The sequence below is a fragment of the Flavobacterium alvei genome (assembly GCF_002920895.1).
Lineage (GTDB): Bacteria > Bacteroidota > Bacteroidia > Flavobacteriales > Flavobacteriaceae > Flavobacterium > Flavobacterium alvei.
In genome coordinates this window covers 460,461-478,851 of sequence record NZ_PQVG01000002.1, presented here as the reverse complement: position 1 = coordinate 478,851, position 18,391 = coordinate 460,461, and the positions used below count along the sequence as shown (strand labels likewise).

At 33.0% G+C, this 18,391-nt stretch carries 14 protein-coding genes; 4 read left to right on the top strand and 10 right to left on the bottom strand.

Annotated features, from left to right (window positions below; genetic code table 11):
- Positions 1 to 59: 59 nt before the first annotated feature.
- The 3 genes from C3L50_RS05050 to C3L50_RS05040 form a co-directional block, all read right to left on the bottom strand.
- Positions 60 to 518 (bottom strand): DUF1456 family protein, encoded by a 459-nt coding sequence (locus tag C3L50_RS05050; protein WP_103805051.1) that lies wholly within the window; start codon positions 516 to 518, stop codon positions 60 to 62.
- A gap of 72 nt (positions 519 to 590) precedes the next feature.
- Positions 591 to 1,919: a D-alanyl-D-alanine carboxypeptidase gene (locus C3L50_RS05045; protein ID WP_103805050.1), complete on the bottom strand. Its 1,329-nt coding sequence runs from the start codon at positions 1,917 to 1,919 to the stop codon at positions 591 to 593.
- 34 nt (positions 1,920 to 1,953) lie between these two features.
- Positions 1,954 to 2,760, bottom strand: a complete 807-nt coding sequence (locus tag C3L50_RS05040; protein ID WP_103805049.1) for an alpha/beta hydrolase — start codon at positions 2,758 to 2,760, stop codon at positions 1,954 to 1,956.
- 56 nt (positions 2,761 to 2,816) lie between these two features.
- Here C3L50_RS05040 and C3L50_RS05035 point away from each other — a divergent pair, with 56 nt between their 5' ends.
- Positions 2,817 to 3,218, top strand: coding sequence for an excinuclease ABC subunit B (locus C3L50_RS05035; protein ID WP_103805048.1), 402 nt, complete (start codon positions 2,817 to 2,819; stop codon positions 3,216 to 3,218).
- A 22-nt stretch (positions 3,219 to 3,240) separates the two neighbouring features.
- Here C3L50_RS05035 and C3L50_RS05030 read toward each other — a convergent pair whose 3' ends face one another.
- From C3L50_RS05030 to C3L50_RS05000, 7 genes are all read right to left on the bottom strand, one after another.
- Positions 3,241 to 3,636, bottom strand: a complete 396-nt coding sequence (locus C3L50_RS05030; RefSeq protein WP_103805047.1) for a response regulator — start codon at positions 3,634 to 3,636, stop codon at positions 3,241 to 3,243.
- Positions 3,633 to 6,476 (bottom strand): PAS domain S-box protein, encoded by a 2,844-nt coding sequence (locus tag C3L50_RS05025; RefSeq protein WP_103805046.1) that lies wholly within the window; start codon positions 6,474 to 6,476, stop codon positions 3,633 to 3,635. Before C3L50_RS05025 ends, C3L50_RS05030 begins: the two co-directional genes overlap by 4 nt.
- Positions 6,477 to 6,734: 258 nt before the next feature.
- A complete protein-coding gene (locus tag C3L50_RS05020) occupies positions 6,735 to 7,139 on the bottom strand; it encodes a response regulator (RefSeq protein WP_103805045.1) in 405 nt (134 codons plus the stop codon).
- A complete protein-coding gene (locus C3L50_RS05015; protein WP_103805044.1) occupies positions 7,136 to 9,493 on the bottom strand; it encodes a PAS domain S-box protein in 2,358 nt (785 codons plus the stop codon). Before C3L50_RS05015 ends, C3L50_RS05020 begins: the two co-directional genes overlap by 4 nt.
- Positions 9,494 to 9,882: 389 nt before the next feature.
- Positions 9,883 to 11,874, bottom strand: a complete 1,992-nt coding sequence (gene uvrB, locus C3L50_RS05010; protein WP_103805043.1) for an excinuclease ABC subunit UvrB — start codon at positions 11,872 to 11,874, stop codon at positions 9,883 to 9,885.
- Between the two features lie 247 nt (positions 11,875 to 12,121).
- Positions 12,122 to 13,240, bottom strand: a complete 1,119-nt coding sequence (locus C3L50_RS05005; RefSeq protein WP_103805042.1) for a GTP cyclohydrolase — start codon at positions 13,238 to 13,240, stop codon at positions 12,122 to 12,124.
- Positions 13,241 to 13,248: 8 nt separating this feature from the next.
- On the bottom strand, positions 13,249 to 14,208 hold the full coding sequence (locus tag C3L50_RS05000; RefSeq protein ID WP_103805041.1) for a transporter: 960 nt from the start codon (positions 14,206 to 14,208) through the stop codon (positions 13,249 to 13,251).
- 124 nt (positions 14,209 to 14,332) lie between these two features.
- Between C3L50_RS05000 and C3L50_RS04995 the strand changes: the two genes are divergently transcribed.
- Genes C3L50_RS04995 through C3L50_RS04985 form a run of 3 tightly spaced genes read left to right on the top strand, consistent with a single transcriptional unit; the run spans position 14,333 to position 18,391 of the window.
- Positions 14,333 to 14,614, top strand: a complete 282-nt coding sequence (locus C3L50_RS04995) for a DUF4834 family protein (RefSeq protein WP_103805131.1) — start codon at positions 14,333 to 14,335, stop codon at positions 14,612 to 14,614.
- Between the two features lie 49 nt (positions 14,615 to 14,663).
- Positions 14,664 to 17,096 carry a YfhO family protein gene (locus tag C3L50_RS04990; protein ID WP_103805040.1) on the top strand — a complete coding sequence of 811 codons (2,433 nt, stop codon included), beginning with the start codon at positions 14,664 to 14,666 and terminating at the stop codon, positions 17,094 to 17,096.
- Between the two features lie 2 nt (positions 17,097 to 17,098).
- Positions 17,099 to 18,391 (top strand): glycosyltransferase family 4 protein, encoded by a 1,293-nt coding sequence (locus tag C3L50_RS04985; RefSeq protein WP_103805039.1) that lies wholly within the window; start codon positions 17,099 to 17,101, stop codon positions 18,389 to 18,391.

Below are 18,391 nucleotides of genomic sequence, written 5' to 3'. Positions count from 1 at the left end.
AATGTTTCGTTAAGATTGAAAAAAGTGTTTTAAAATATGCTGTAATGAATGTTTTTGACTTATGACTTCTTATTCTTCCCGAAATTGTATTTTACTTTCTCCACCACTTGCACTTTTGGAGCAGTTTTTTTAAAAGGTTTCTTTTTTGGAGCAGGTTTTGTTTTAGAAGGGCTTTGGTCACCTCTGGCTCGTTCTTCGTCTTTGGGTTTTGCCTTAAATTCGGGTCTATCTGAGTTTCCTTCTTTGGTAGGGATTTGTGCTTTGTGTTTGGCCAAAACATCATTTGGATTTTTTGGATTTTCCTTAGTTCCTCTCAAATGAATTACCAATCCGTTTAGGAAATTGCGTAACACTTGGTCACCACATTCCACATAATTTTCGTGATTCTCGGCACGAAAAAAAGCACTTAATTCTGTTTTTGAAATTCTGAAATCTACTAATTCTAAAATTTCTACTATTTGGTCGTCACGAAGCATTAAGGCTACACGAAGTTTTTTGAAAATATCGTTATTTGTCATTTTTTATTTTTTTACAAAGGTACGGTTTAAAAGCAATTTGGAAGTAAATTATTCCTTAATTGAAATTGAGAATCAATAATCATTGTGAATTTTGGTGATAATTCTAGCTATTTCATCCCTAATTTCCTCAGTGGTTCGGGTAAAATTATTGTTCATTAATGAATAGATTAATTTTTTGCCTTTTCGAGTAATGATGTAACCACTCTGATTGTAAACATTGGTAAGTGTTCCTGTTTTTGCCCAAACAAATGGTTTGTCAGCATCTGTTTTATAGGCTCTTTTAAGTGTTCCCGAAACTCCACCAGCAGGAAATAAACTATGCAATCTTTCCTTGTCATTAATTGTAAGACTGATTTTTTTCAGCAAAGCAACTGACGTATTTGGAGTGAATAAATTATATCGCGATAAACCCGAACCATCAACCCAAACGATATCATTGGCAAATTCTTTCATAAAATTAGTTTTGCTATAATCAATGATCACTTTGGTAGATAAATCATTCGATAGTGTTGAAGAACAGACTAAAAGCAATTGTTCGGCTATAAAATTATCGCTGACTAGCATCATTTTTCGTAAAACATCATCGGTTTTTTCGCTGTAAATGATTTTGAAATCCTGAGGTAAAGTAATGTTTAGAAGCGAAATTTCTTTATTTATTTTTTCTTCCAGAAGCGAAATCGTTAGTTCAGGACTGGTCTTAAACGGAATTTCTTGAAGATATCCTGTTTTAGCAATTGTCGTTGGATACGTAAACTGATTGGTATAAAAATCCCGATGAATAAGGAAGTTTTCAGGGATATAATTGGGGTCAACTTTAAAATAAGGTTGTAAAAATGGAGGTTTTACAGTCACTTCACCTTTTTCGGTTTTATATACTTTCGCAGTATTTCCATCAACTGGAAAAGCGGTCAATTCGGGTTGGAAATCTTCTAAATAATCGTCATAATTCCAGCCATATCCATAAAAATTCCCTTTGTAATTATGAGATGCGAAGTATAATTTCTTTTCCGATTTTTTCAAAAAATCCAAAACTTTAGTCGATTTAAATGTCGAATAAGTTAGTGTTGGATCTCCAGTTCCCCAAAAAATCAAGGAATCGCCTTTGGTTACATATTTCAACGCAGGAATCGAATCGCCCAACATATTTAAAACGGTGTAAAAAGTGTATATTTTAGTATTGGAAGCCGGGACAAAATGTTTACTTGCATTTTGCTCATAAATCATTTTGCCTTGGTCTTGGTCAAAAAGGACAAAACCTGTGAAATGTTCGTTCAGAATTTCTGATTTTTCAATTAATTTTTTGATTTTTCGTTGGGGTATTTTTTGCGCAAATGTAGCTGTGCTTACCAATACTAAAATTAGTAAAGTCGAAACTCGATTTTTCAACTGTTTTTTGACCATATTTTTTGATTTATAAATGGTTTAAATGGATATTTTAAAACAACCAAACATATGCTTTTGCAAATCCATCTCGCCATAATTTTTCGTTATGTTGACCACCTTTGACGATTTTCTTTTTGGTTAATTGCACACATTCACAACGTTTTTCTGAAATTAATTCGTCTATTTTGTTGAGGTCATTTACCATATCAGCATCACCTTCGTTATCGCCACAAAGAAAATAAATTTTGGTTTTCAGTTTTGGGATCGTATTTGTTAATTCAATAATCTCCTTTCGATTGAACCAAAAAGAAGGTGAAAATAGTCCTGCTTTTCCAAAAACTTCTGGATATTTCAAAATAGCATAATATGAAACTAATCCACCGAGTGAACTTCCCATAATTGCTGTATTTCGGGCATTCGTTTTAGTTCTGTATTTGGTGTCAATTGCTGGTTTTAGGTTTTTTACAATAAAATCAAGGTAATTATCTGCATTTCCTCCGCCATATTTAGCGTTTTTGTAGGGTGTTAATTCTTCCATTCTTTTGTCGTTTCCGTGTTCAATTCCAACGACAATCACTTGTGCATTGAGGCTATCAAGTTTTTCATCTACATTCCATTCGCCTACAAAGGAAGTTTTAGCATCAAAAAGATTTTGGGCATCGTGCATATAAATCACGGGATATTTTTTTGTGGATGATTTGTAATTCTTTGGCAAATAGATCCAAATTTTCTTTGTAGTATGCAATTGTGGTGCTTCTATAGTAAAAGTAGAGACTTGTTTTGAAGCGGTGCTTTGCTGGGCAAAAGATGTTCCTATTGCAATAAAGAAAATTATAACTACAGTAAATCGTTGTATCATTGCCGGATTTTGTGATTTAAATAAAAAACAATATTTTAGCTAAAAATAACAATTTGATGCCTACTTACGAAGAAAAAATTAGTTTACTTTTAGAAATGATTGCTTTTGCTACAATTGACGGAAGTTTGCATAAAAAAGAATACATGTTTTTATCCATTGTTGCTGATGAGTTGAAGATTACCAAAGAAGTTTTTGATGATTTATTCCATCAGGAATTGCCCTTTATTGTAATCAAATCGGAATTTGAGCGTTTTCATCAGTTTTATCGTTTGGCTTTATTGATGCACTGTGATGGAGTATTGCATCCAAAAGAAGAAATTGCCATACAACAAATAGGAATCGATATGGGACTGAACCCAATTGTAACTAATCGTATTCTGAAAATGATGAAAAAGACCCAAAGTCCTGTAATTGAAGCGGAAGTTTTATTGGGAATTTTTAAAGAGCAACATAATTAGAAAGTTGGTTCTAAATTCTTTTTTATTCATTAGAAACAATAGCTATTAAATCATTTACTGAAACGGGCTTAGGTATATAACTATAAATATCTGTAAAGGTTTTAGACTTGTTTTTGTCTTCAGGAGCAATTGAAGAGCTTACCATATATATAATAATTCGTTTGTCGATTTTAGATTTTAGATATTTTATTTCTTCCATAAATTCCCATCCATCCATAACAGGCATATTGATATCCAATAAAATTATATCAGGAAGTTGTTTATTATCTTCTAATGTATTTTTTAGAGTATTGATAGCTTCATTTCCATTTGAAAAAGAAGTATGTGAAGAAATTACACCTGATTTTTTAATTATTTTTTCGATGATTTTTTGGTAAATAGCATCGTCATCAATAATCCAAATTATCTTTTTTTTCATTTAGTATGTATTTTAAATGTAGTTCCTATATTGGGTTCACTGTAAACTGAAATACTTCCTCCCATTGCCTCAATTTGATTTTTTGTGATAAATAATCCTATTCCTCTAGAATCTTTATTGTTGCTGAATGTTTTATACATACCAAAGATTTTATCACCATTTCTGACTAGATCAATTCCAATACCATTGTCTGAAATTTCGATGACATCCTTATTATTCTCTTTATAACATTGTATTGTAATGACAGGTTTTCTCTCAGGATGTCTGTAGCGAATTGCATTTGAAATTAAATTATAAATTATGCTTTCAAGATATGCGGGATTATAGTTTATTACTGTATCATCCGGGAAATTTGTGATAAAGGAAACTTCATTTAAATGAATTTGTTCAGAAAGTATGTCTTTTGTTTTTGTGATATAGGTGTTCAAGCTCAATGGTGTTGTCATTAAACTTATATTTGTATTTATATTCACAACTTGGTTGAGGTGGCTCATGGTTTCATCCAGCGAATCGGAAACTGATTTCAGCAAATGCATCATTTCATTTCGTTCGTCTTCTGATTCTGCCGATTCTATTAATGAGATTATTGACTCAATATTGCTAGTGTGAGATCTTAAATTATGCGAAACGATATAGGAAAAATTCAGTAGTCTCTGATTCTGTTCAGTAACTAAATATAGAGAATGGTTCAAATTTTTCTCGGCTTCTTTCATTAAAGTAATGTCAACCATAATTCCACGGCAGCTTACAGCTTTGTCTCCTTCAAAAACAAAACCAGCAATATCTCGTATCCAAACAATTTCACCACTTTTGGTAATCATTCGATATTCATAATCTATATTCGTTTTTTGCTTGGTTGCAGAATCAGATAATTCTAATGCTAATTCACGATCTTCAGGATGAATGTGGTCTTGCCAAAAAGTAGGGCTTTCCATCCATTCTTTTACTGAATAGCCTAATATTTGTTTTACTTTTTTACTGATAAAATTGCAAGCTAGAGTTTCAATATCATACTCCCAAACGATACCATCAATTGTATCAACGAGTGATTTAATATATTGTTGGGAATTGAGTATGGCTTTTTCGGAGTCTTTTCTTTCGGTTATGTCTTGCGTTGATAGAATAACTCTTTCTAGTGAATCTTCGTATCCTTCGATTATATTCCATTTTAAATTGATGTCACGATATTGGCCCTTCATATTTTTTATTCTGGAGTCGATACTAAATTGTTTGACATTTTGAGAAATAGCAACCAATTGTTGTTTTATGGCATCAAAAGATTCTGAATCAATTAAATTGTTTAAGTTTTCTAATAATAATGCTTTGTTTTTAACTTTATGAAGATTTAAACATTCATTATTAACATCAATAATTTTTACCAGTGAAATACATTTGTATAATTCTTCAGGATTTTCATTAAAAAAAGAATAAACAATTTCAGGATTTTTGTTCATTAAATCCAATTCAATAAGATGATTTTTTACTGCCGAAAAATCTTCTTCCCATAATGGGAGTGGTGAATTTTCGAAAATAGATTTAAATCGGGTTTCGCTTTTTTCAATCAGCGCTAGAGCTTCTTTTCTTAATGTGATATCCTTAATAAATACAATATTTGTGGAATGCTTTTTGTTTGATTCCCAAAGACGGGAAACTGTCAAATTTAACCAAATAAGTTTTCCGGATTTTGTAATGTATCTTTTTTCTGCAGAATACTCCTTGATTTTTCCTTCTCTAAGCCTTTTGAAGTTTAGGGTGCTTTTATATAAATCCTCTGGATGGGTCAAGCTGACAATACCTTTTTCTTTGATCTCATCACAAGTATAGTCCAACATTTCACAAAATTTGTTGTTTGCTTCAATCAAGTCTCCAGAATTGGCATCTATAAGAGCAAAACCTATTGCAGATTGATCAAAAATAGACTTAAACTTCATTTCATTTCCTAAGAGTTTTTCCTCCTGTTCTTTTAACAAAAGTTCTAATTCTTTTGGTTTTTTCAAGAGTTTGCTTGTAAAAACTCCTAATACTATTGATATGATTAAACCTAAAAAAAAGCGAAAAATGATCTCATTGTATATTGCAAATGGTTTTTTATCAATTAAATAAAGGTTCCAGTCGCTATCAGGGATATTGATGTATTTGTAATAACTTTTGTATAAATCTGTTTTTGAAGGAAGAAAAAACTCTTCTTTATTGCTAATTGGGTTTGTTTTTGAAAACTGGAATTCATATTTGGATTTGTCCATTAAATTAATCACTGGAACATTTAAAAGGTTTTCTAACTTAATAACAACCGCCGAAAACCCCCAAAATTTATTTCCATTATAAACAGGAAGCCTTCCTACAATGCCTGTTCCTCCTTGTGCCAATTTCAAAGGACCAGCAAAATATATTTTTTGTGTTTCAATAGATTTTTTGGCTTCTTCTTGGAGATGATTAGATCCTAGAATATCCAGATTCATTGCTGCTTCGTTGCCTTTTATTGGGTAGATATACTTGATAACTCCATTGGGAACTAATTGAATAGCACTAGCAATAGGATTTGATTGTAATAATTTCTTTCCGACTAAATCGAAATTCTGCGGTACACCTTCATCATCAATAGAAAGAGCTAAAGATACAGTAGTGGTGTAACAGTTTTTAAGAGATTGTTCAATATTTTGATGAATATCTTTTAATCTAACATTCATTTCATTATCCCGAGCCTCACATGTCATTTGAATCCGTTGTATAGATATTATTACTACGGCAGACATTAGGAACAGAAATAGTAAAAATCCAGAGGTTTTAGGTCTAAACATAAACCAACGGGTTATGTATGACCATAATTTTTCAGTGCTCATTTTTTATGTATAGTAGGTTTGGGGCCAATTAGTGTATTCTACTTATAAATGTATTTAAATTATTTTCCAAAACAGTTGTAAATACCTATGAGTTGTTATATTTGATTAATAATTAAAAAATCATTAGTTAGTAAAATAGGGCTATAATATAGGTCTTTTTTACCCTCAATTAAAAACTATTGAAGTTGAAAGCTGATGTTTTTTTAAGTGATTTATCGTTAGATTAAATACGATTTCTTTAAACAAAATATTCTGCTTTTAATTATTATCATTAGAAACAATAGACATAAGATCATTTACAGAAATTGGTTTAGGTATGTAGCCCATAATTTCGGCGTAAGTTTTTGATTTGTCTTTGTCCTCGATAGCAATTGAGGAACTTACAATATAAATTTGAATGTGTTTTTTAATATTTGATTTTATCTTTTTGATTTCCTCAATAAATTCCCAACCATCCATAATCGGCATATTTATATCCAATAAAATAATATCAGGTAGATTATTGCTATCTTCTTCTAATTTATTGGTCAAAGAAATTATAGCATCTTTTCCATTCATAAAGGAAGAATAGTTTGAAAATACCTCCATTTTTTGTATTAATTTATTGATGATTGTTTGATAAATAATATCATCATCTATTACCCAGATTATCTTTTTTTTCATTTGGTATAGATTTTAAACGTTGTTCCTATATTGGGTTTACTCTCTACGATAATAGTTCCTCCCATAGAATCTATTTGATTTTTTGTAATAAATAATCCGATTCCTCTAGCATCTACATTATTATTGAATGTTTTGTACATACCAAAAATTTTATCACTATTTTTTTCAAGGTCGATTCCAATTCCGTTATCTGAAATCTCAATCACATCTTTGTTTCTTTTTTTGTATAATTTTATGGTTATGATTGGTTTTCGTTTGGGATGTTTGTATCGAATAGCATTTGAAATTAAATTATAAAGAATGCTCTCCAGATAGGCCGAATTATAATTTACCAAATTAGTTTCACCTACCTCAATGATAAAAGTGGCTTCACTTAATTTTATTTGTTCAGAAAGAACTTCTTTTACTTTATTAATATATTGGCTAAGATTCAAAGGTTCTATGACCAAGCTGATATTAGTATTGATGTTGACTACTTCGTTTAAATGATTCATTGTTTCGTTTAGTGAATTTGAAACTGATTTTAACAATTTCATCATTTCATTGCGTTCTTCTTCTGAATCTGTATTGTCTATTAACGATATTATTGACTCTATATTGCTGGTATGAGATCTTAAATTATGTGAAATGATATAGGAGAAATTCAATAATCTTTTGTTTTGTTCTGAAACCAAATGAAAGGAGTTGCTTAAATCTTTCTCGGCTTCTTTCATTACGGTAATGTCAATCATGATTCCTCTAGACATTACGGCTTTACCATTTTCATAGACAAAATTCACAATATCCCTGATCCAGATAATCTTACCTTTTTTGGTAACCATTCGGTATTCATAATCATAATTAGTGTATTTTTTGTTTACTATGGTAGATATTCTTAAAGCAAACTCACGATCTTCGGTATAGATATGGTCTTCCCAGAAAGTAGGACAACTTATATATTCTTCTGCGGTGTATCCTAAAATGCTTTCTATTTTTTTACTTATGAAAGTGGAAGTGGAAGTTTCAATGTTGTATTCCCAAACAATCCCGTCTATGGTGTCGATAAGGGATTTAAATTGGGATTGACTTTTTACTACTAACTCCTCGGCTTCTTTCTTTTGTGTAATGTCTTTTATGAAAGCAATAAAGGAAGTAGGTTTTTCGTGATTTTCCCAAAGTGGCGAAACATTCAAATTTACCCAAATAGTCTTTCCTGACTTGGTTATATATCTTTTTTCTGAAGAGTATTCCTGAACTTTGCCTTCTTCAAGATTTTTTAGATTAAGCAAGCTGGTTTCTATATCATCTGGATGGGTCAAGTTGGCAATACCTTTTTCTTTGATTTCCTCGAAGGTATAGCCCAACATTTCACAATATTTCTTGTTGGCTTCTTTAAAACTGCCTGTATAGGCATCTAAAATGGCAAAGCCTATGGTGGCTTGATCAAAAATAGTCTTGAACTTCAATTCATTCTTCAGGAGTTTTGTTTCTTGATCTTTTAATAAAATATTTAATGTTTCAGGCGCTTTTAATAGTCTCATCGTAAGCAAACCTAATAATATGCCAATTAATATGCCTAAACTACCTACTATTAAAATGGGTAGGTATATATCAGAATGTTTTTTTTCAACTAAATAAATTGTCCAATTACTATTGGGTATTTTTTTGGATATATAGTTGGTTTCTGTTAATTTTTTTCTTGTGGAAAAATAAAATTCTTCTCGATGCGTTTTTGGGTTTTTATTTGAAAACAGGAATTCATACTCAGTATGATCAATAGAATTGCTTCCCGATGCTTTTAACAAGTTTTCCAACTTTATGATGGCAGTAGTAAATCCCCAGAATTTATTGTCTTTGTAAACGGGAAGCCAACCCAAAATACCCATTCCGCCCTGTTTCAATTTTAACGGACCTGCAAAGTATATTTTTTTAGTTTTAATTGAATTGTAGATCTCTTTTTTATGGGATTCTGAATCTAAAATATTTATGTTTAGAGCTTTCTCGTTGCCTTGCATAGGATGGATGTACTTTATGATTCCATCTGGATCTACTTGCAACACACTGATAATAGGGTTTGTCTTTATTAACTGCTTGCTAACCCTATCGAAGTTTTGGGGAATACCATTGTCATTGATGGTAAATGCGAGCAAGACCAATGTGGCTTGGCAGTTTTTAAGAGACTGCTCGATATTTTCATAAATTTTATCTGAAACAGCCTTCATTTCCCTTTCCTGGTCTTCTTTCAACATATGATAGCGTTGAAAACAAATCAGAATTACCAATACATTAAGAATTAGGGACAATATATATCCAGTTTTTTTAGGTCTTTCTAGAAACCAACTGATAAAATTAGGCCACTTTTTCTTAGAATTCATTTATCGTATTTTGATTGTATCGGCTAGAAATCGATATTTGTTATATAAAGTTAGTGTTTTTTTTATAAAAAATCAGTTTTTTGCCGTTAATTTTGTTTTAGTTGTAATTGTTTAAAAACAATTTGTACAGCTCTAAATTCTAATTATTTAAATGAGTTTACACAGGCAAAACTAAAAAGTTGCCTTTCCGTGTTTCTGTATTTTTTTTAGGATTTAGGACAAAGAATGATTCTCTAAATACTACAAAATTAATCTAGTTTTAAATTTAAATTGACTAAAAAACTTATAATTTAAAATTTTAGATTGTTGATTTAAATTGAAATCGATTCCAATCCATTATTTCAATAAATAATTAAAAATAGGCTTAGAATTTATTAAAAAAAAAAGAATTAACTTAATTGTTCCTGCAAAGCTTTTATAGCATCTCTCAACTTTGCCGCTTGCATAAAATCCAAATCTTTGGCGGCTTTTTCCATTGCTTTTCGTTTTTCACGAATGAGTTTTTCAATTTCGGGTTTTGATAAATAGGCCGTTTCAGGTTCGGCAGCAAGCGAAGGAATGTGTCCTAATTCATATTCTACCAATTTATTATTGGTAAAAGCACTCTCTATTTTTTTGTTCAACGCCATTGGAATAACGTTGTTTTCGGTATTGAAATTAATCTGTTTGGTTCTGCGATAATTGGTTTCGTCAATAGTTTTTTGCATACTTGCCGTGATTTTATCGGCATACATAATGGCTTTTCCGTTCAAATTTCTTGCCGCACGACCTATGGTTTGGGTCAACGAACGATGACTTCTCAGAAATCCTTCTTTGTCAGCATCTAATATAGCAACCAAGGAAACTTCGGGCAAATCCAATCCTTCACGCAATAAGTTCACGCCAATTAAAACATCAAATAATCCTTTTCGCAAGTCTTGCATAATTTCGATGCGTTCCAAAGTATCCACATCCGAATGGACATAGCGGCAACGAATGGAAACTTTGTCCAGATATTTAGCCAATTCTTCAGCCATTCTTTTAGTCAAAGTCGTAACCAAAACCCGTTCGTCAATTTCGGCTCGGGTTTGAATTTCTTCAATCAAATCATCAATTTGGTTCAAACTCGGACGAATTTCAATAATCGGGTCCAATAATCCAGTAGGGCGAATGATTTGCTCCACATAAACACCATCACATTTTTGCAATTCATAATCAGCAGGCGTTGCCGAAACATAAATGACTTGGTTTTGCATCGCTTCAAATTCCTCAAATTTCAACGGACGATTATCCATTGCGGCAGGAAGTCTGAAGCCATATTCGACCAAGTTTTCTTTTCGACTGCGGTCGCCGCCATACATCGCTTGAACCTGCGAAAGCGTCACGTGACTTTCGTCCACCACCATCAAATAATCTTTTGGAAAATAATCCAACAAACAGAAAGGTCTTGATCCAGCATCTCGTCCGTCAAGGTAACGAGAATAGTTTTCAATTCCGGAGCAATAACCCAATTCGCGAATCATTTCCAAATCGAAATTGGTGCGTTCTTCCAGTCTTTTGGCTTCCAAATGTTTGCCTATTTCCTTGAAATAATCGACTTGTTTGACCAAATCCTGTTGGATTTCCCAAATGGCATTTTGCAATACATCGGGTGAAGTCACAAACATATTGGCGGGATAAATGGTCAGTTTTTCAAAACGTTCCAAGACTTTGGAGGTTTTCAAATCAAAGCTTTCGATTTCTTCAATTTCGTCTCCAAAGAAATGAATGCGATACGCATCATCGGCATAACTTGGATAAACTTCAAGCGTGTCGCCTTTGATTCTGAAATTTCCGGGATTGAAATCGGCTTCGGTTCTGGAATACAAACTTTGCACCAAACTGTGCAATAATTTGGTACGAGAAATCATCTGGTCTTTCTCAATCGCAATCACATTTTTTTGAAATTCTACTGGATTTCCAATACCATAAATACAAGAAACCGATGCCACCACAATAATATCTCTTCGTCCCGAAAGTAGGGAAGAAGTGGTGCTCAAACGCATTTTTTCTAACTCCTCATTAATAGATAAATCTTTTTCGATAAAGACTCCAGAAACGGGCATAAAAGCCTCAGGTTGGTAATAATCGTAGTAAGAAACGAAATATTCTACAGCATTATTCGGAAAAAATTGCTTGAATTCTGAGTACAATTGTGCCGCCAAGGTTTTGTTGTGTGCCAAAATCAAGGTTGGTTTTTGCACTTCTTGAATCACATTGGCAACGGTAAATGTTTTTCCAGAACCCGTTACTCCCAACAAAGTTTGATAGCGTTCGTCAGCTTCAATGCCTTGGGCTAATTTGGCAATTGCTTGAGGTTGGTCGCCTTTGGGCTGATAATCGGATATGACTTGGAATTTCATTTGGCGTTGTTCAGAAAGGCAAAGTTACAAAGTTTATTGGTAAAAAAATGGAACGCTGATGACGCAGATAGAGCGGATAAAAACGATTTTTAAGTTTTGAATTGTATAGTTATGCTTCGCAAAGTCTCCGACTTTGAGAATGTGTTCTTCAGTCTTTGACTGACATTATAAAAATAATTAAAAACAAAATCGGTTGAAAAACGATAATCACTACCGCAAAGTCGGAGACTTTGCGGAGCTCCATTTTCTACAAATTCTTAATAAACGTTTTTCTCCTACAATGAATTCTTGGGTCGAAATTTTTCCAAAGGTTATGAATGGCATGATTCTCTTCAAGTTCTGGAGTTCGGATGCAATTGACAATTCCTTTTTCGCTAAAAGTCTTGAAGTATTCGTCAAAAATAATGGCAGTTACGCCTTTGTTTTGGTATTCTGGATCAACTCCTATCAGGTAAAAAACAACGTCTTTGCTGTTTTTTCTAGCATTGAGCAAATGATAAAATCCAAAAGGAAAAAGTTTGCCTTTTGCTTTTTGTAAAGCTTCTGAAAAACTGGGCATTACAATGCTAAAAGCTACAATATTATCGTTTTTATCCATCACAAATTTGATGTATTCTGGATTGATAAAACTGATGTATTTTTTCTTGAAGTATTCTTTTTGAATATCGGTAATGGCTACAAACGAAGATAAACTAGCGTAAGAATTATTAAACAAATCAAACATTTTGTCCACATAAGGCATGATGTCTTTGGTTTTAGTAAAGTTCAAACTCCTTAGTTCATATCTTTTTTTGATTAAAGCTTGCGCTTTCAGGAAGAATTCTGGTTTTACATTCGAAAAAGGAAAAACGCTTTCGATGTATTCTTTCTCTTTTACAAATCCCAATTGCTCTAAATGACTTGCAAAATAAGGATGGTTGTACCAGGTAATCATAGTTCCCATTTCGTCGAAACCTTCTGTGAGAACGCCAACTTTGTCCAGATTGGAGAATCCCATTGGGCCTTCAACATGTTCTAAATTGTTTTTTCTTCCTAGTTCATAGACTTTTTCTAATAATGCTTTAGTCACTTCAATGTCATCAATTACGTCGAACCAACCAAAACGAACTTTCTTTTTATGCTGGTTGTTTACTTCGTTCCAGTTGATGATAGCAGCAATTCGTCCAACAATTGTATCGTTTTTATATGCCAAATAAAAATAAGCTTCGGCACTTTCGAATGCTGGATTTTTGGTTCGGTCAAAACTGGCCAATTCATCGGCAATGATAGGCGGAACCCAATATTTGTTGTCTTTGTATAAGGAGAATGGAAATTTCACGAATTCTGTCATTTCCTTTTTGGTAGAGGCTTCTTTGATGGTAATCATTTTTGTTTTTAAGATGTAGTTTCTATTTGGTCTTTGCGTTTTTTGTTCTTTTTCTCAACTTTCTTTTGAGATTTTGTTTTTTTGTCATCATCAATATTGATTCTCACTTCTTTGTATTTGGCATCATAACGCCAAGAAAATCCTATGCCTCCATAAAGTATTGAGGGTGTGTCTTTTAAACTCGTACTGATAGAAGCGTCAATTTGCAAATCATCGTGAATTAAGTATGCAGCTCCGCCACGAACAATGGCATCACTATAGAAATCACTTATATAGCCTTGATTTTCTATGAATCCAGACCATTTTCGGTTGAATCCTTTGGTCAAGGTAATTCCGTAACCATAACTTGGATAATCAGTTCCAATATAGTCAGCGATGATATTGGTAACAACAACCCAAGTTCCATCACCAAAATGATTTTGGGTTATCAAAGCTATTTTTGGAGAAATAGCCGCATCAGGAGAAAAATAGTATGGATTATTAGCGAGAGTAATATTCGCCCCAGCAAAGACTGAAACGGCGGGAATAAATTGATGCCAATTAAAGGCATGATTGGCTTTCCAACTATATACATTGATGTTTTTTTCATAGTTTTTGAAAGGATCATAAATCAGGTATTTTGCTCCTAAAACGGTTTGTTTGAAAGCCGATCTCTCAGGATAAGCTGTGGCAGGATTTAAATATTCATATTGGTATTGTAAATCAGCAATCAATTCCAGTTTTTCCATAAACAATCCCCATCTAAGTGTCATATCAATGCCAAATCCATTGGCATCATAATTCAAGATACTATGATTTTCTTTGATGCCATATAGGCCAGATTCAACTTGAATCACCGATTTTCCAACAGCAAAAGCCGACATGGTTTCGCCCGGTCTATTCGAGTTGATTTGGTCGGTGTGTTGTCCATAATGAATCAAAGGAATCATAAAAAATGCAGCTACGACAAGGTTTTTGATTTTGTACATATTCTTTTTTTTGGTTTAAAAAGGGATAACGCATTTCAAATGTACTATATTTTATTATTTATTTAAGAATGATATTTTAATTTTGAACGATGGAATTGTTAATTTTGCCAAAAATTATTTAATTATGCAAGAAGCATCATTTCAAGGATTTATTAGGACTTTAATTTATATCATTGCTATTTACTATATTATAAAGTTTTTGGCAAGATTGTTTTTACCATTATTGGTCAAAAAAGTAGTGGAGAAAGCGGGTGAAAATTTCCAAAAACAGCAGCAATATGCTCAGGGTAATCCTTGGCAAAAAACGCCAAATAACGACGAAATTATTATTGATACTGCCAATGCCAAAAAAACTCGCGAAACCAAAAAAGTGGGGGATTATGTCGATTATGAAGAGATAGATTAAATTTATCCAAGACCCAAAACCTAAAACCAAAAAAAACAAAACCAATTTAATGAAGCAACTTCAAAAGTTATATCCTCACGCCATAGTGCTGCTCGGATTCGTATTAATTTCTCTCATTTATTTTTATCCAGTTTTACAAGGGAAACAAATTTTGCAATCTGATATTGCCCAATATACCGGAATGGCAAAGGAGCAAAATGATTTTAGAGCTTCAGAACATCAAGAACCGTATTGGACCAATTCAGCTTTTGGAGGAATGCCTACGTATCAATTGGGAGCCAAATATCCTCACGATTACATTGGAATGATTGATGATGTTTTGCGTTTCTTGCCACGTCCTGCGGATTATTTATTTCTCTATTTTATTGGTTTTTACGTTCTGCTTTTGGTTTTAAAAACAGATCCACTCAAAGCCTTTTTTGGAGCTTTGGCCTTTGGATTTTCGACTTATTTGATCATTATTTTGGGTGTTGGTCATAATGCTAAAGCTCACGCCATTGCTTATATGCCAATGGTGATTGCCGGTTTTATAATGGTTTTTCAAAAGAAACATATTTGGGGTGGATTGCTGACTATGTTTGCCGTTGCTTTAGAAATCAATGCCAACCACTTTCAAATGACTTATTATTTGTTGATTTTCTTGTTGGTGCTTTCGGGATATTTTATTTATTTGGCTATAAAAGAAAAAGAATTTAAACCACTTTTGACTTCCTTTGGAGTCTTGGCAATAGCTGGAATTTTTGCACTTGGTGCTAATGCTACCAACTTATTGGCTACAGCCGAATATGCAAAATTTAGTACCCGTGGAAAAAGTGAATTGACTTTTACTCCTGATGGAAAAAAAGCAGAGACCAACAGTGCTTTGTCACACGATTATATCACCGAATACAGTTACGGAATTGCCGAAAGTTTCAATTTAATAGCGCCACGACTTTTTGGAGGTTCAAACAGTGAGGCTTTAGGAACTGATAGTGAAATGTATAAATTCATGACTAGCCAAGGAGTTCCAGAATCACAAGCCAATGAATTTGTTTCAGCCATGCCAACTTATTGGGGCGATCAACCTATTGTAGCAGCACCAGCTTATATTGGTGTTGTGGTTTTCTTTTTGGGAATTTTGGCTTTGTTTGCCGATAAACGAAAAATTAAATATGTCTTTCTTTCGGGAGCTATAGTTGCATTAATTCTTTCTTGGGGAAAAAACTTCCCGACATTGACTGACTTTTTTATTGACAATGTTCCAATGTATGATAAGTTTAGAGCCGTTTCGTCGATACAAGTTATTTTAGAATTGTGTTTTCCAGTTCTTGCTATTATGGGTTTGCAATCCTTTTTCACTTTAGAAAAAGAAGCACGTTTCAAAACCTTGTGGCAATCAGCAGCAGTAGGTTTTGGAATTATTGTGGGTTTATTTTTATTGAAAGGTAGTTTCAGTTTTGCAGGATCCAACGATGGTTATTATATTCAAAATTATGGTCCCTCGTTTATTGATGCGCTCAAAGCCGATAGAAAAACACTATATTCAGCTGATTTGTTGCGTTCAGGATTCTTTCTTTTGCTTGTAGCTGCTGCTTTGTGGTTGTTTATAAAAGAGAAGTTAGCTCAAAATACTACAATAATTGCAGTTGGACTATTGATGATTCTTGATTTGGTTCTTGTAGATAAAAAGTATGTTGATGCCGAAGGTTTTGTTAGTAAAAGAGAAGTAGAAGTTCCATTTCAGGAAACACCTGCCGATGTTCAGATTTTGCAAGATAAGTCGCATTATAGAGTTTTTGAAATTGATGGAAATCTTTCGAGTGCTAGAGCATCCTTTTTCCATAAATCGATAGGAGGTTATAGCGCTGTTAAACCAAGAAGAATGCAACAATTATTCGATTATCAAATTGCCAAAAACAATATCGAAATTCTGAATATGTTGAATGTAAAGTACATTATTCAAACTGATTCGACAGGCAATTCTGTTCCGGTTCAAAATCCAGAAGCCAATGGAAATGCGTGGTTCATTAAAGATCTTTTATTAGTGAATAAACCTGATGATGTGATGAAAGCTTTGGGTAAATTGGACACCAAACATGATGCGGTTTTCAATGTTCACGATTATGGTAAGAAATATAAAAACGCCCGTTTGAAAGAGGATTTTGATGATTCAGGAACCATACAATTGGATGTTTATAAACCGAATTATTTAAAATATACCTCCAATAATTCAGGAAAAGGATTGGCTGTTTTCTCTGAAATATATTATGAAAATGGTTGGAATGCTTATATCGATGGGGAGAAAAAGGAGCATTTTCCTGTGAATTATGTGCTAAGAGCGATGCGAGTTCCTGAAGGAAATCATACTATTGAGTTCAAGTTTGAACCTCAAGTTATACAAACAGGAAGCACTATTACACTTTTTTGTTTCATTGGAATGTTGTTGCTTCTAATTGGCGGGATTTATGTTGAAAGGAAGAAAAGTTTAAACCTTAAACCTTAAACTTGAAACCAGAAAAACTCCTCATCATAACTTATTATTGGCCTCCAGCTGGTGGACCAGGCGTGCAGCGTTGGTTGAAATTCGTTAAATATTTGCCTGATTTTGGCGTTCAGCCTATTGTTTATATTCCGGAGAATCCCACTTACCCAATTGTTGACGAAAATTTGGTCAAAGAAGTTTCGGATAAAGCTGTTGTTGTCAAACATAAAATTTTTGAACCCTATCAATTGGCTTCGTTTTTATCTAAAAATAAAACCAAGAAAATCAGTTCGGGAATTATTCCAAACCAGAAAAAACAATCCTTTTTGGATAAACTATTTCTTTGGATTCGGGGCAATTTATTTATTCCCGATGCTCGTGTTTATTGGGTAAAACCTTCGGTACGGTTTTTAGAAAAATATATTGTCGAAAATAATATTGACACGATCGTTACTTCGGGACCACCGCACAGTTTGCATCTCATTGGATTGGAATTAAAGCAAAAATTGAATGTAAAATGGTTTGCCGATTTTCGGGATCCTTGGACAACTATTGGCTATCATAAATCCTTGCGATTGTCAAATTTTGCTGCCAAGAAACATAAAAAATTAGAACATCAAGTTTTAAATACTGCCGATACTATTATTGTAACTAGCAATACCACAAAAACCGAGTTCCAAGCCATTACAACAAAACAAATTGCTGTTATAACGAACGGTTATGACACCGAAAATGTGCAGAAACAACCTTTGGATGCTAAATTTTCTTTGGCACACATCGGTTCTTTTCTTTCAGAACGAAATCCGCAATTGTTATGGGAAACTTTGGTCGAATTGCTTGATGAAATTCCAGATTTCAAATCGCATTTAGAAATTAAATTAATTGGTGCCGTAAGTCAAGAAGTTTTAGAAACAATTTCTAGTTTTGGATTGAATTCCTATTTGAATAATTTGGGTTATGTTTCGCATTCCGAAGCTATTGCTCATCAAAGAAAGTCACAAGTTTTATTGCTTATCGAAATCAATTCTGAAGACACCAAAAGTATTATTCCAGGGAAATTGTTCGAATATATGGTTTCTAATAGACCAATTATAGCCATTGGTCCCAACGGTTCTGACTTTGCTGAAATCATTACCCAAACCAATACGGGCGTATTCTTTGATTATTCAGAGAAAATGAAACTAAAAAGTGTACTTTTGGGCTATTATAATCAATTTTTGGAAGGAAAACTGCAATCTAATGCCGTTGGTTTACAACAGTATTCCAGAAAAAGTTTGACAGAGAAATTGGTACAACTTTTAACCTCTAACTTCTAA